Genomic DNA, 15,486 nt, shown 5'->3' with positions numbered 1-15,486 from the left:
AGGCACATACCCCGAACAACGCTGTGTGGACGAGCCAAATAAGTGATGTTCCACCCTTGAGCTCCCAACCGGCACCACGTACGGGTGACACGTTGGGGTTCTGATGTGTGCTCCTTAGAAAGGAGGTGATCCAGCCGCACCTTCCGGTACGGCTACCTTGTTACGACTTAGTCCCAATCACCAGTCCCACCTTAGACGGCCCCCTCCCCATAAGGGGTTGGGCCACCGGCTTCGGGTGTTACCGACTTTCGTGACTTGACGGGCGGTGTGTACAAGGCCCGGGAACGTATTCACCGCAGCGTTGCTGATCTGCGATTACTAGCGACTCCGACTTCACGTAGTCGAATTGCAGACTACGATCCGAACTGAGACTGGCTTTAAGGGATTCGCTAAAACCTCGCGGTCTCGCATCTCTCTGTACCAGCCATTGTAGCATGCGTGAAGCCCAAGACATAAAGGGCATGATGATTTGACGTCATCCCCACCTTCCTCCGAGTTGACCCCGGCAGTCTCCTATGAGTTCCCACCATCACGTGCTGGCAACATAGAACGAGGGTTGCGCTCGTTGCGGGACTTAACCCAACATCTCACGACACGAGCTGACGACAACCATGCACCACCTGTACACCAACCCCAAAGGGGAGGAACTGTTTCCAGAACGGTCTGGTGTATGTCAAGCCTTGGTAAGGTTCTTCGCGTTGCATCGAATTAATCCGCATGCTCCGCCGCTTGTGCGGGCCCCCGTCAATTCCTTTGAGTTTTAGCCTTGCGACCGTACTCCCCAGGCGGGGCACTTAATGCGTTAGCTACGGCGCGGAGAACGTGGAATGTCCCCCACACCTAGTGCCCAACGTTTACGGCATGGACTACCAGGGTATCTAATCCTGTTCGCTCCCCATGCTTTCGCTCCTCAGTGTCAGTTACAGCCCAGAGTCCCGCCTTCGCCACCGGTGTTCCTCCTGATATCTGCGCATTTCACCGCTACACCAGGAATTCCAGACTCCCCTACTGCACTCTAGTCAGCCCGTACCCACTGCACGCGCAACGTTAAGCGTTGCGTTTCCACAGCAGACGTGACCAACCACCTACGAGCTCTTTACGCCCAATAATTCCGGACAACGCTTGTACCCTACGTATTACCGCGGCTGCTGGCACGTAGTTAGCCGGTACTTCTTCTGCAGGTACCGTCACCCGTAAGGGGCTTCTTCCCTGCTGAAAGCGGTTTACAACCCGAAGGCCGTCATCCCGCACGCTGCGTCGCTGCATCAGGGTTTCCCCCATTGTGCAATATTCCCCACTGCTGCCTCCCGTAGGAGTCTGGGCCGTGTCTCAGTCCCAGTGTGGCCGGTCGCCCTCTCAGGCCGGCTACCCGTCGTCGTCTTGGTGAGCCATTACCTCACCAACAAACTGATAGGCCGCGAGCCCATCCCCAACCGAAAAAACTTTCCACCATCACTCATGCGAGTCATGGTCATATCCGGTATTAGACCCAGTTTCCCGGGCTTATCCCGAAGTCGGGGGCAGGTTACTCACGTGTTACTCACCCGTTCGCCACTCATCCACCATGTGCAAGCACACGGTTTCAGCGTTCGACTTGCATGTGTTAAGCACGCAGCCAGCGTTCGTCCTGAGCCAGGATCAAACTCTCCATAAAAAAATTATGTTACGAATGAATCCCAGCAAGACAGCCAACCAAACGATCACGGGGTGACCGAGGCTAGCTAAATGTTCATGTTCACACATGCTGGCGTGACCACCCAGCGAAGGGTGACCACAAATGTGTGAACATGTGATTGTCTTACCAGAAAAATAATGTTTCTGGCATCACTATTTGTTCAAACAAACACGCTATTGGATTCTCAAACCACAAACACTCACCCATCACCACAACCCATCATCTGGGCGTGTTCACTGGGGGTGTCAGTTTCAATTTATGTTGGCTGCCACCAACGTTTCCGTGTGAACCAGATCAAACTGTGTTTGTGCTGGTCACACCCGGTGAAAACTGTTCTCGAAGAGTTCGTTTTCTGCGGGGCAACGAGATACAACTCTAGACCAGGCCGGTCGCTGCGTGCAACTCGAAACCGGAAATCTGATCGTGACGCCCACCACATGCACCTCGCGACCCCGATTGGGCCCGGCAGAACCCGCGCCATTGCCCGCATCCGTCGGTGTTACGGTCGCTTCATGACTGCGGAAGAGACCCCTCCCCGACCCACGGCCGTCATCGCCGGCGCCTCCGGCTTCATCGGCATTTCACTCCTCGGGCCCCTTGAGTCCTGGGGCTATCAGGTTCGGACCATCGGCCGGGCTTCAACGTCGGGCGCACATGTCTCATGGGACGATCCGAAGGCGATTGCCGCCGCCATCGATGGTGCCGACCTGCTCATCAACTTCGCCGGCCGCAGCGTGGGCTGCAGGTACACCGATTCCAACCGCCGCGACATCTGGGACTCCCGGGTGCTGACCACACGCACGCTCAACGATGCGGTCAGGGCCGCCTCGGCGCCACCTCGGCTGTGGATCAACTCGAGCACGGCCACGATCTACCGCCATGCCATGGACCGACCGCAGACAGAAGACGACGGTGACATCGGTGAGGGCTTCTCCGTTGATGTGGCCAAAGGGTGGGAACACGAATTCTTCCGCGGCGACCTGCCCAGCACCAGACGGGTGGCGTTGCGCATGGCGATCGTGCTCGGCGATGGTGCGGCGCTGAATATGCTCGCCACCGCAGCCCGGTTCGGTGCCGGCGGCCCTCAGCTGGAAGGCCGGTGGTTCGGACATACGAGATACCGCGGCATCGGCCCGAACGCCTCAGGCCCACGCGTGTGGCGCGGACACGAACTCAGCCACGGCAGGCAGCGGTTCAGCTGGGTGCACATCGATAATGTGGTGCGCGCCATCCGGTTCATCGACGACCATGAGGAGATGACTGGGGCACTCAACGTCTCGAGCCCTGGCATCTCGGACAACACCACACTGATGGCGGCCCTGAGACGTGCCGTACGAATGCCGATCGGCATTCCGGCACCGCGCTGGCTGTTGGAGCTGGGAATGATGGTGCTGCGCCAGGAATCGGAACTGGTGCTCAAAAGCAGGTGGGCCTACCCGAAGCGTCTGGAAGAAGCAGGGTTCGAATTCAGATGGACCGATATCCGGGCCGCGACGAAGAGCCTGCTGCGGTGATCACCCGACCGACTCCGCCGGCAGATCAGCCGGCGGTCACCTCGGCGGGGATGCCTGCCTGCACACAGTCGGAGCAGTGGGGCTGACGGTTCTTCTCGGTGCAGTCATCGCAGCGCAGGTACTGCTGCCGACAATCCAGGTTCGCGCAGTTGACGAAGTTCGGGGTCGGCTTCTCACACGCGACGCAGTGACCGATCGATTCGGCACCGTCGCCGAACTCCACGTGCATGCGCTTGTCGAAGACGTAGAGGGACCCGTCCCAGTACCCGGTGTTGCCGAAGGTCTCTCCATAGCGGACGATTCCGCCATCGAGTTGGTAGACCTCTTCGAAGCCGCGGTTCTTCATCAGCACGGACAAGACCTCGCAGCGGATGCCGCCGGTGCAGTAGGTGACGACCGGCTTGCCCTTGAGATCGTCGTACTTGCCTGATTCGATCTCGTCGATGAAGTCTCTGGTGGTGTCCGTCTCCGGCACGATCGCGTCACGGAACTTCCCGATCTGGGCCTCCATCGCGTTGCGTCCGTCAAAGAAGACAACCTCGTCGCCGCGTTCGTCGAGGAGTTTGTGCAGGGCGCCAGGTTTGAGGTGTTCACCACCGCCCTCGACACCGGCTTCGGTCACCGTGATCTCATCATCGGTGCCGAAGGTCACGAGCTCGGGCCGGACCTTGACGCTCAGCCGCGGGAAATCATCGCCTTCGCCGTTGGACCATTTGATGTCGGCCTTCTTGAACGGCTCGTAGGACCGTGTGGCCCGCACATACTTCTTGACGTCGAAGATGTCTCCGCCGATGGTGGCATTGATGCCGTCCTTCGACACGATCACGCGCCCCTTGAGACCGAGACTCTCGGCCAGCGTGTGCTGCCACAGTTTGACCGCTTCGGGGTCGGCAAGAGGGGTGAATACGTAGAACAGGACGATCTTGGGAGTTGCCATGGCCCATATTCTAATTGGCGAGACCTTGGGCGGTACCCGCATGTGGCGCAGACTACTGGTCGGTTCGATCACATAATCCGCTCATCAATGAGACCGGCTTCCCCTCCTCCCCCGCACCACGGCTAAGATTGGCTCTGATGCCGTGTCGTATGAAAGGGCCGTTAAGAGGACATGTCGAGTAACCTCAACTCTGCGAATTCCACGCAGGTCGAATCCCAGCAGGTCGAAACCGATCAGGCCACTTCCAAAAAGGTGAAGGAGACCGTCGAGTTCGCTGCTGCGAATCCCGACGTCGATCAGCCCTATGCCGACCTCGGATTGAAGGCCGACGAATACGCGCAGATCCGCGAGATCCTGGGACGTCGCCCCACCTCGGCGGAGTTGGCGATGTACTCGGTCATGTGGTCCGAGCACTGCTCCTACAAGTCCTCCAAGGTCCACCTGTCGAAGTTCGGTGACAAGGTCACCGAAGACATGAAGAAGCACCTGCTCGTGGGCATCGGTGAGAACGCCGGCGTCGTCGACATCGGTGACGGATGGGCTGTGACCTTCAAGGTCGAGTCCCACAACCACCCCAGCTACGTCGAACCCCACCAGGGTGCGGCCACTGGTGTGGGCGGAATCGTGCGCGACATCATCTCGATGGGCGCCCGCCCCGTGGCCGTGATGGATCAGCTGCGCTTCGGTGCCATCGACCACCCCGACACCTCCCGCGTGCTGCACGGAGTCGTGTCCGGAATCAGCAACTACGGCAACTCCCTGGGCCTGCCCAATATCGGCGGAGAGACCGTCTTCGACTCCGTTTACCAGGGAAACCCCCTGGTCAACGCCCTCGCCGTCGGTGTCATGCGCCACGAAGACATTCGCCTGGCCAATGCTTCCGGCAAGGGCAACAAGGTCATCCTCTTCGGTGCTCGCACCGGTGGCGACGGGATCGGCGGAGCCTCGATCCTCGCCTCTGAATCCTTCGATGACACGAAGCCCTCGAAGCGTCCTGCCGTGCAGGTCGGCGACCCCTTCGCCGAGAAGGTCCTCATCGAATGCTGCCTCGAACTCTTCCACGCCGGAGTCGTCGAAGGCATCCAGGACCTCGGAGCCGCCGGCATCAGCTGTGCGACCTCGGAACTGGCATCCAACGGTGACGGCGGCATGCACATCGCCCTCGACGACGTGCTGCTGCGCGATGAGACCCTGACCCCTGAGGAGATCCTCATGTCGGAGTCGCAGGAGCGCATGATGGCCGTGGTCACCCCCGAACGACTTGATGACTTTCTGGCGATCGTGGGCAAGTGGGACGTTGAGACCTCCGTCCTCGGTGAGGTCACCGACTCCGAGCGCCTCGTCATCGAATGGCACGGCGATGTCATCGTCGATGTTCCTCCACGCTCGGTTGCACATGACGGACCGGTCTACGAACGTCCGATGGTTGAGCCCTCATGGACCGCTGAGGTGGCCGCGAACACGGTGGAAGCCGCTGGCCTGGTCAAGCCTGAGAGCAACGATGAGCTGCGCTCGACCGTGCTGCAGCTGGCCGGTGCACCGAACCTCGCATCGAAGAACTGGATCACCTCCCAGTACGACAAGTACGTGCAGGGCAACACCGCCCAGGCATTCCCCGACGACGCCGGAGTCATCCGCGTCGACGAGGAATCCGGGCTCGGCGTCGCCATCGCCACCGACGCCAACGGCCGCTACTGCTACCTCGATCCGGCTCGCGGCTCGGCGCTGGCGCTGGCCGAGGCTTACCGCAACGTCACCACTGCCGGGGCCATCCCGCGTGCGGTCACCGACTGCCTCAACTTCGGCTCCCCCGAGGACCCGGAGATCATGTGGCAGTTCGCGGCCGCCGTCGAAGGCCTCGCCGAGGCGTGCCAGGACATGGGCATTCCCGTGACCGGCGGCAACGTCTCCCTCTACAACCAGACCGGTGGTGTGGCCATCCACCCGACCCCGGTCGTCGGTGTCCTCGGCGTCTTCGACGATGTCACCCGCGCCACCCCGAGCGGCTGGAAGGAACCGGGCCAGACCATCTACCTGCTCGGCACTACCGAAGCCGAGCTCGACGGTTCGGCGTGGGCCGACGTGACTGCCGGCCACCTCGGCGGCGTGCCTCCGCAGTACAAGCCGGGTACGGAGAAGGAGCTCGGTGAGATCCTCATCAACTCCTCACGTGATGGCATGATCGATTCCGCGCACGACCTGTCCGAGGGCGGTCTGTCGCAGGCACTCATCGAATCCTGCCTGCGCTACGGCACCGGTGCCCGCATCTGGCTCGACGAGGTCTGCGAACGCGACGACATCGACGTGTTCACCGCTCTGTTCTCTGAGTCCACAGCCCGTGCGATCGTGGCCGTGCCGCGGTCCGAAGAGGTTCGCTTCAAGGACATGTGCACAGCCAGGCACTTCCCGTTCATCCGCATCGGCATGACCGACACCGGCGATGAGGCACCGGTCCTCGAGGTCGTCGATCACTTCGAGATCGGTCTTGACGAGCTGCGCGAGACCCATGAGGGGACGCTGCCGAAGCACTTCGGCTGAGCGTTTCGCAACGCTTCACCACAGCGAAGGGACCACCGGTCTTCGAATCAGCCGTGACTCCACGGTTCGTTCGAAGTCGGGTGGTCCCTTCGTCGTTCAGGCACCGCTCCGGGCTTCTCGCCGACCAGGTGCAAGACGACGAATCCGCCCAACGCAGCTGCCAGTGAGACCAGCTGTGTGAGAACCGTCGACGTTATGTAGGAACCGCCGAACGAGTTCAGCTGCCATCCGAGAAATGACACGATCAGTCCCATCACCAACGCATACGCGGCGGCAATGAGGTGAGTCCACCAGACCCGGTTGCGCGCAAGGTTCCAGGCGATGAGCCATCCGGCCATCAGGACACCGACGTGAAAGGCCCAGATGATGCTCTGACCGATCATCGCCAGCTGAAGGATGCCGAAGCCCCCGCCACCGCCAGAACCTCCGAGGCTTTCGACCATTTGGTTCACGATGATCGGCAGCAGGTACGGCAAGGCGAAGGCGTAGATGGAGATTGCCAGGAGCACTCCCATCCCGATCAGCCGCATCTTCACCGGGCTGGATCTCACGATGAGGAGCGCGACGAGTCCGAGGACGAGTTCGATGACCGCGACCCCCGCGGTCAGGGACGAAAAGAGGACGGAGGGTTCGAGTTCACCACCGCGGATCAGCATCGGCAGCATCCAGATTTCCGACACGGAGCCGAAGGCCAGTGCGAACCAGAACAGGATTCGCGCCGTCCAGCCGGGTCCCGCGGAAGCCTGCTGATTCATGCCATCAGTCTAGATCGACCCAGACCGCGACCGCACCCATTTCCCCGGCTGGCAGCCTCAGCACGTGACCCAACATGACAACACCCTCGCATGCGGACCGGCTTATGTGATTGCCTAAGGGGGAACGAATCGCCTGAAATGCCGCTTCACAACCAGAGGAGTCACACATGGCCACGATCCGCACCTCGCACGCAGGTTCCTTACCCCGCACCCCCGAACTCATCGAAGCCAACAAGGTCAAGCAGGCTCAGAACCACGCCCGCCTTGCCGGTGAGACCGTCTCCGAGGCCGCGACACAGGAATTTGACGAGCTCCTCGCCGCCAGCGTGGCCGATCTCGTCAAGCGCCAGAAGGACCTGGGTATCACGAACCCCAACGACGGGGAGTACGGTCATTCGATGGCCGCGGACTTCGACTACGGCGCCTGGTGGCACTACTCCTTCGCCCGCACCGGCGGACTCGAACTCGACAATGTCGACAAGTGGGAAGCACCGGCCGTGCGTTCAGAACCGGGCAAGCCGGTGCTGACCAGCTTCGGCGACCGCCGTGACCGCAACCTCTTCCCCGGCGTCTACGGCGACGCCAACGCTGGCACCGATACCGGTGACCAGCCGCAGTTCCCCAAGGCCACCAGCGCCATCAGCTACGTGGGCCAGGACCAGGTCGCCAGCGACATCACCAACCTCAAGGCCGGTCTCGCAGCCGCCGGGTACGGTGAACGCGACGGCTACATCAACGCCCTGTCCCCCGGCTCTGCTTCGCGCATCGCCAACGAGTACTACAAGACCGATGAGGAGTTCATCTGGGCGTGGGCCGATGTGCTGCGTGAGGAATACCTCGCCATCACCGAGGCGGGCCTGACCGTGCAGATCGACGACCCGTCCTTGGCCGAGAACTTCGACCAGATCAACCCGGAGCCGTCCTTCGCTGACTACCGCTCGTTCATCCAGGTCCGCATCGACGCACTCAACCACGCTCTGCGCGGCATCGATCCGGCTCAGGTGCGCATCCACACCTGCTGGGGTTCCTGGCACGGACCGCACGTGACGGATCTGCCGTTCAAGGAGATCGTCGATCAGGTGCTCACGCTCAATGCCGCGGGCATCACCTTCGAAGCAGCCAACGTCCGCCACGAACACGAATGGCGGATCTGGGAAGACACGAAGCTGCCCGAGGGCAAGTACCTCATCCCGGGCATCGTCTCCCACTCCACCAACGTCGTCGAGCATCCCGAACTCGTCGCCGACCGCATCGAACGCTTCGCGAAGCTCGTCGGTCCCGACAATGTCATGGCCTCGACCGACTGTGGCCTGGGCGGTCGCGTCCACCCTGAGATCGCCATTGCGAAGCTGCAGTCACTGACCGCCGGTGCCGAGATCGCCGGAAAGCGTCTCTGAGCCTTTCGCCCACTTCACGCTCCGCTGCCGAGTTCCTCCTCGAGGCAGGCGGACAGCGTGGGGTGGGCGAACTGGTATCCGGTCTCTTCGAGCCTCTCCGGGCGCACCTTCTGATCGGCCAGGGCCAGCTCTTTGGCTCCATCGGCTCCGAGCACCAGTTCGGTGACGAAACTTGGTGTCGGGAAGCGTGCTGGTCGGTGCAGGTGGGAGGCGAGCGCCTCGGCGAACTCGCGCTGCGACACCATGTCCGGGGCGACGGCGTTGACGGGTCCATGCACGTAGTCGGTGAGTACCGCGTGCACGTATGATCTGGCCAGATCGTCGAGGGAGACCCAGGCCAGGCCCTGTTCACCACTGCCCAAACGACCTCCGGCACCGGCCAGGTACAGGGGCGTCTGAAGCTTGAGGAATCCGCTCAGTGAGGTCAGTGCAATACCCGAGCGGATCGACACCCGGCGGATGCCCAGCTCTTCAACCCGTGCCGCGGCGGCTTCCCATTCCTGGCACACTTCGGCGAGGAAGCCTTCCCCGGCCGGAGCGGTCTCGTCCACCGGCTCTTCAGCATGGGATCCGTAGATCCCGACCGCTGAAGCACAGACGAAGACTTCGGGTCGTTTCGCCTCGGGCAGGGTGCGCATCGTCTCTGCCAGCAGGGTCGTCGAGTCGATGCGTGAGGAGCGGATCTCCTCTTTCGCCTTCTTCGTGAACCGGGTGGCGATGGTGCGCCCGCCGAGGTGGACGACCGCATCCGCCCAGGCCAGGTCGCGCGGGTTGATGATTCCCAGTTCGGGGTTCCAATGCGATTCGTATTCGACCTTAGGAGTCCGACGCACGAGCAGGCGCACGAAATGTCCTGCGGTGGAGAAGAGTGCCGCGACCTGACGGCCGACGAGTCCGCTGCCACCGGCGATGAGGATGCGTTTGCCCTTCTTGTGCGTCAGCAGCGGTGCGTTCATGCGTTCGAGGAACTCGATGTCCATGAGCATGCGCCGTTGCCTGGCCTCAAACGTCGCTTCCAAGTTGTGGATGAGGCTGCGGTCGATCGCATCGAAGCCCGCTGGGGCCATCGAGAAGTCGATGTGGTCATCGATCTTGGTTCCGCCGGCGACAGAGGTGAACTCGTGGGTGTGCTTCCACTGACTCAGTGGGCCCTTCTTGAGTTCGTCGACGAAGGAGAACCGGGATGGTCCTTCGGAATGCACGGAGCTGAATGGTCGCCGGACGAGGCCGTAGCTGCCGGGCACACTCGTTTTGACTTGGGCCACCGACCCGGGTGAGAGCGGAGGGTAGCTCTCCTCGACGATCTCCTGGGCCCAGTGCGGGGACAGCCGAGTCAGTGCTCCGGGCTGTGCGTGCCAGAGATAGGTTGTCTCGGCGGCGAGCGGGACTTCAGATGTCCACTCGAAATTGGTCATGACATCCCTCCTACTCCAGATGATGCCACCGGAGTCTGAGAGTGTGACCTGCAACTCGCCCAATGCTGAGTGAATTATCCCCGCCGATGTGGGCGCCGCCCCGCGCTGGACCGCATCGAGAGCACGCCTCACCGTCGAGAGCCGACCGGAGCGTCGACCATCCAGCGGAACGGCAAGAGCCGACCGCAGGGACTCACCTTTCGATGATGCGGTCGGCTCTCGACTACTCGGTGCCTAGCCGGCACGCGCCGGCGCCTCAGGCGGCTAGCCAGCGCAGCCGGCGCCCTCAGGCGGTGGTGTCGGGGATCTTCCCGAACCTGAATGCGGTCCAGAAGTCTCCGCGGACATAACCGTTCTCGGGTTCCGGATCAAAGTCCCAGTGCCGGACCGTGCCGATCTTGAGCGCATCGGCGACGAGCTGCCGACTCGACTGGCTGCCGAGCACATGCTCTTCGAGATGCTCGAGGTCATAACGCGAATCGAGCTCTGCACGCATCGTGGCCACGAGTTCGGCATAGGCGGCATCGCCGGCCCGGTTGACCAGCTCGTCGGGATCGGATTCGAGGTCGAAGAGCAGCTCGGGATCCCCCGGGCAGATCGTGAGCTTGTACTGTCCGCGGATGAGCGTGACCTGCGGCCGGTACGTGCCTTCGGCGAAGTACTCGATGATGACGTCACGGTCAGCAGGTCCGGTCTCCCCCGCCGCCTCCTGCCGAGCGGACTCGAACAGGGAGACGCCAGTCGCAGCAGGGTCGGAGGTACCTGCCAGCTCCAACAACGTCGGCATCAGGTCGACGAGGCTCACGGGGTTGGCATACCGACCCGGCGTGACCGCCTCGGCGGGGCCGTTGATGATGATCGGGACACGGGAGGACTGCTCGTAGGGGGACATTTTGTACCACAGGCCCTTCTCCCCCAGCATGTCTCCGTGGTCGCTGGTGACGATGATGACCGTGTTGTCCTCGAGCTCGAGTTCACGCAGGCGCTGACGGATCTTGCCGATGTGATCATCGATGTAGCTCACGGCCGCATAGTAGGCCCGACGTGCCCGACGGATGTCCTCGGTGCCCGGTTCCTTCTTGTCCAGTCCGCTCATCGTGCGCAGCCGGTGGCTGTGCGGATCCTCGGCGATGTCGGGAACCTCGGGGTGGGCTGGGTCGGGGATCTCCACCTCGGCGAACCTGTCCCAGTGCTCACGCGGCGGCTCGTACGGGTCGTGCGGGTGGATGAACGAGGTGACCATGAGGAACGGCTGGTTCTCACCGGCGGCCTGGTTGGCCCGCACCCGTCCGTTGAGGTGACGCAGGGTCCGGAAGATCACCTCGTCATCGAAGTCCTGCTGGACGTTGGCCTTCGCAGCACCGGCGGTGAAGACCGGATCGGCCTCGTGGTACCACTGCAGCTTCTGATCCAATGGCCGCTGCCAGTCGGGGACCATATCGAGGTCGGCCGGGTAGACGTCGGTGGTCAGACGCTCTTCGAAACCGTGGTGCTGATCGGGGCCGATGAAGTGCATCCGCCCGATGAGTGCGGTGTGGTAGCCGAGCTTGCGCAGACGGTGGGCGAAGGTCGGCACCGAGGCAGCGAAGTCATCGCCGTTGTCGAGGCAGTCGATGTCGGAGGGCATCCGGCCCGTCATCATCGATGCTCGCGAGGGTGAGCACAACGGGGTGTTGCAGTAGGCGCGATCGAAGACCGCTCCGTCGGCTGCCAGGGCATCCATGTTCGGGGTGAGTGCGGCGGTGTCTCCGTAGGCTCCCAGTGCCTGAGCGGCCATCTGGTCGGCCTGGATCACTACGATGTTCGGCGGTTGCATATGCTGGTCACGTCCTTTCTCAAAACGTCAGGTCTGCTCTCTGTGAAAGCATGGTCTGCGAAGTCAACTGCGGTGAAGACCTGCGCAGGTGTGAAGATGGATCAGGTTCGTACGAACCTGTTTCTCAGATGTGGATTGAAGGTGGCATCGATGGCCTCATGCTGCGGCCCGGCACGGAACTCGCCCATCGGAGCGAGCCAAGAAGAGGCTTCGCCCGCCGAGGTGGGTGTTGAGCGAGAAGAATCCCGCACCGAGGTGCGAATGTCGGGCGGGGAATCGACCGCTGCGTCCGCTGCCCAGGGGCAGCTGCTGGCAGAGCTCGCGGCTCTGGCTCCGCAGGATCTGGCAATGATCGGCCTGGCCGGCGGCAGTTTCCTCATGGGCAGCGAGGACCCTCTGGCCTATCCCGATGACGGGGAAGGCCCGGTCCGCGAGGTCAGCGTCGAGGGCTTCGCGATCGCCGCAACGACGGTCACGGTCGCGCAATTCGCCGCGTTCGTCGCCGCGACAGGTCATCGCACCGATGCCGTAACTCATGGTGACTCCTTGGTCTTCACCGGCCTGCTGGCCGAAGGTCTGGCCGAGACCACTCCCTCTGTGCAGGCTACCCCTTGGTGGCGTCCGGTAACAGGAGCTACCTGGCTTCATCCCTCCGGGCCCGGGCCAAGCGGTGTTCCCAGTGTTCCGGGCTCGACGCTCGAAGGTGCGAGCCTCAACGACTGGGCCAGGCATCCGGTCACCCACGTCTCCCATACCGACGCCGAGGCATATGCCCAGTGGGTGGGTGCCCGACTGCCGACGGAGACCGAATGGGAGTTCGCGTCCCGCGGCGGCCTCGAACAGCAGCCCTACCCCTGGGGTTCGGTTCGCGAACCCCAGGGACTGGCCCACATGAACACCTTCACCGGTGTCTTCCCCAACGCCCCGACGATGCCGGTGGGCACTGTTCCCGCCGACGCGTTCGCGCCCAACGGCTTCGGCCTGCACAACACGACCGGAAACGTCTGGGAATGGACGAGCAGTCATTTCAGCGACCACGACCAGCGCCCGGTTCTGCGCGGCGGATCGTACATGTGCCATGACTCGTATTGCCGGAGGTATCGAACCTCGGCACGCTCGGCCGCGACACCGGACACATCACTCGGTCACACGGGATTCCGGTTGGCTCTCGACCTCTGACCTCGCCGAGGTGGCTTCGGAGTCGTCGTCCCCGTCCTCCTCGACGTCGGTCGTCTCAGGCGTCCACCCGTCGGCCCATTCGCCGGTCTCGTAGTCATAGCCGACCGGTTCCCCGTCGGCATTTGTACGCTGGTACCAGCCGGTGTAGTCCTCGTGTTCGGAGTCGATGCCGCCGTTGGCGCCATCACCTGGATCGGTCTGCACAACCTGGAGGGCGAAGTCGTCACCGTAGCGATCGGCACCGGCGACCACCGCGTTGTCGACGGCATTCTGTGCATACTTGCGGCGCAGTGCGAGCGGATCGGTGCGCAGCTCCTTGAACCACGCGACGATGATGAAGAGCATGATGATGGCGAACGGCACCGCTGTGACGATGACGAGCTGTTGCAATCCTTCCAAGGCACTGGCGTTGCCGAGGAGGAGCATGACGACGGCGATGCCCGACATCACGAGGCCCCAGAAGACGACGACCCATTTCTTGGGTTCCTGGTCGCCTCGACTTGTCAGCATTCCCATCACGACCGACGCGGAGTCCGCGGAGGTGATGAAGAAGATCGCGAGGACGATGATCGCAACGAACGGCAGCCATTCGACGAAGGGCAGGTTGTCGATGAGGGTGAAGAACACCTCGGGGGCTTCCATGCTGTCGGTGAATCCGGCTGCACCCTCCCGGTACATCCAGATCGAGGTTCCGCCCATGATGCCGTAGGCGACGAAGAGCAGAGTCGAAGGGATGAAGATCGTGCCGAGGATGAACTGGCGGATGCTGCGGCCCCGCGAGATCCGGGCGATGAACGTACCGACGAATGGGGACCAGGAGATCCACCAGGCCCAGTAGTAGACGGTCCACACGGACTGGAATTCCTGTGTCTCAGCACCCCAGGACAGGGACCGGCCCATCATGTCGAAGAGTGAGCCCAGGTACTCCATGAGCGCCGAGGGCAGCAGGTTGAGCAGGAACAGCGTCGGGCCCAGGAAGAGGACAAGGGCGACGATGCCGACAGTGAGGATGATGTTGATGGATGAGAGGTAGCGGATGCCCTTCGAGACACCGGAGACCGCGGAGACGATGAAGCCCACGGTGAGGACGCAGATGATGACGACGAGCATATTGTTCGTCATCGGTCCCGCTCCGCTGACGATGCTCACGCCCGTGCCGATCTGCATCGCTGCGATACCCAGGGCGGCAGCGGTTCCGAACAGGGTCGCCACGATCGCGAAGATGTCGACGAGCTTGCCGGCGAAGCCCTCGGTCTGGCGCTTGCCGAACAGGGTCTGGAAGATCGAAGACAGCAGCAGCGAACGTCCGCGCCGATAGGCGGCATAGGCGATCGCGCCGCCGACCAGGGCATACATCGCCCAGGCGTGGAAGCCCCAGTGGAAGTAGGTCTGAGCCATCGCCCCGTGCAGGGCCTCTGTGGATTCGGGGTCATTCGTCAGCGGAGGTGGGCTGATGAAGTAGGTCAGCGGTTCGGACGGGCCGAAGAACAGCACGCCGATGCCGATGCCTGCGGCGAAGAGCATCGCCACCCAGGAGAAGGTGCTGAATTCCGCCTTCTCATCGTCCTTGCCCAGCGGGATCTTGCCGTAGGAGGAGAACGCGAGGATGAGGAGAGCGACGAGCACGACGATGGCGACGACGTTGAAGAACCAGCCGACGTTCATCGTTGCCCAGTCGTAGGCGGTCTGAGCCACCGAGGCGACGCTTGAAGGACTGGAGATTCCCCAGATGACGAAGGCCACGGTGAGTGTGCCGGCGACGGCGAAGATGATCCTATCGAGGGAGTAGCGACGACGCTGCTCGTCGATCGCGATGCCCGGCACCAGGATCGGGTGGGTGTTGTGCGGGTACTGGGTGTTGTTCTCCGGCTGGTCTTCGCTGGGATGCCTGGGGCGGCTGTAGTCGAGCTTGCCCAGGTTCTTGCCGGTCTCGCGGCTCATTCGCCTGGCGTCGGCCTTGAGCTTGTCGCGTGAGGCTCGGCGTTCGGGACGCAGGGACCCGGAACCGTCCGAGCCGAGAGTCGGTGCGTTGGCACCAGTATCGGAATCTGTTCCGGCGGGTTGGGAATTGTCTGGCGTGGAGTCATCGGACATGCAGCGATGGCCCTTTCTCAATCGTCGAGGAAACGGAAGATCAGAAGTTGCCAACGTGGCCTAAGGCTCTGAACCGCACCACCCGATTGCTGCACCTTCCCATGAATCATTGGCGTAACCAGCCGTGGGATGGGGTGCTGTGCGCGTGGCAGAAAGGGTCCGGGCA

Annotated in this window: 9 protein-coding genes and 1 rRNA gene; 4 read left to right on the top strand and 6 right to left on the bottom strand. The window is 62.5% G+C overall.

Going from position 1 to position 15,486, the window contains the following annotated elements; genetic code table 11:
• Positions 1-118: 118 nt before the first annotated feature.
• Positions 119-1,654, bottom strand: a 16S ribosomal RNA gene (locus LQ788_RS03880).
• 533 nt (positions 1,655-2,187) lie between these two features.
• Here LQ788_RS03880 and LQ788_RS03875 point away from each other — a divergent pair.
• Complete coding sequence (locus LQ788_RS03875) at positions 2,188-3,189, top strand: epimerase (protein ID WP_231445420.1); 1,002 nt, start codon at positions 2,188-2,190, stop codon at positions 3,187-3,189.
• A gap of 25 nt (positions 3,190-3,214) precedes the next feature.
• On the opposite strand, the gene trhO is transcribed toward LQ788_RS03875, so the two are convergent.
• On the bottom strand, positions 3,215-4,126 hold the full coding sequence (trhO, locus tag LQ788_RS03870) for an oxygen-dependent tRNA uridine(34) hydroxylase TrhO (protein WP_231445419.1): 912 nt from the start codon (positions 4,124-4,126) through the stop codon (positions 3,215-3,217).
• Positions 4,127-4,297: 171 nt separating this feature from the next.
• On the opposite strand from trhO, the gene purL reads away from it, so the two are divergent.
• A complete protein-coding gene (purL, locus tag LQ788_RS03865; protein ID WP_231445418.1) occupies positions 4,298-6,664 on the top strand; it encodes a phosphoribosylformylglycinamidine synthase subunit PurL in 2,367 nt (788 codons plus the stop codon).
• A 47-nt stretch (positions 6,665-6,711) separates the two neighbouring features.
• Here purL and LQ788_RS03860 read toward each other — a convergent pair whose 3' ends face one another.
• Positions 6,712-7,419: a hypothetical protein gene (locus LQ788_RS03860; protein WP_231445417.1), complete on the bottom strand. Its 708-nt coding sequence runs from the start codon at positions 7,417-7,419 to the stop codon at positions 6,712-6,714.
• 167 nt (positions 7,420-7,586) lie between these two features.
• On the opposite strand from LQ788_RS03860, the gene LQ788_RS03855 reads away from it, so the two are divergent.
• Entirely contained in the window at positions 7,587-8,816 is a 1,230-nt protein-coding gene (locus LQ788_RS03855) for a cobalamin-independent methionine synthase II family protein (RefSeq protein WP_231445416.1), read from the top strand.
• A gap of 14 nt (positions 8,817-8,830) precedes the next feature.
• On the opposite strand, the gene LQ788_RS03850 is transcribed toward LQ788_RS03855, so the two are convergent.
• Both LQ788_RS03850 and betC read right to left on the bottom strand, forming a co-directional pair.
• Positions 8,831-10,231 (bottom strand): TIGR01777 family oxidoreductase, encoded by a 1,401-nt coding sequence (locus LQ788_RS03850; RefSeq protein WP_231445414.1) that lies wholly within the window; start codon positions 10,229-10,231, stop codon positions 8,831-8,833.
• Between the two features lie 286 nt (positions 10,232-10,517).
• Positions 10,518-12,047: a choline-sulfatase gene (gene betC / locus LQ788_RS03845; protein ID WP_231445412.1), complete on the bottom strand. Its 1,530-nt coding sequence runs from the start codon at positions 12,045-12,047 to the stop codon at positions 10,518-10,520.
• Positions 12,048-12,197: 150 nt separating this feature from the next.
• On the opposite strand from betC, the gene LQ788_RS03840 reads away from it, so the two are divergent.
• Positions 12,198-13,226, top strand: a complete 1,029-nt coding sequence (locus tag LQ788_RS03840; RefSeq protein ID WP_231445410.1) for an SUMF1/EgtB/PvdO family nonheme iron enzyme — start codon at positions 12,198-12,200, stop codon at positions 13,224-13,226.
• On the opposite strand, the gene LQ788_RS03835 is transcribed toward LQ788_RS03840, so the two are convergent.
• A complete protein-coding gene (locus tag LQ788_RS03835) occupies positions 13,185-15,320 on the bottom strand; it encodes a BCCT family transporter (protein WP_231445409.1) in 2,136 nt (711 codons plus the stop codon). The two genes, LQ788_RS03840 and LQ788_RS03835, sit on opposite strands and share 42 nt — an antisense overlap.
• Between the last annotated feature and the right edge of the window lie 166 nt (positions 15,321-15,486).

The organism is Brevibacterium zhoupengii, from assembly GCF_021117425.1.
GTDB lineage: Bacteria > Actinomycetota > Actinomycetes > Actinomycetales > Brevibacteriaceae > Brevibacterium > Brevibacterium zhoupengii.
The sequence above is the reverse complement of the archived record's forward strand: the minus strand, read 5'-3'. Positions and strand labels throughout refer to the sequence as shown.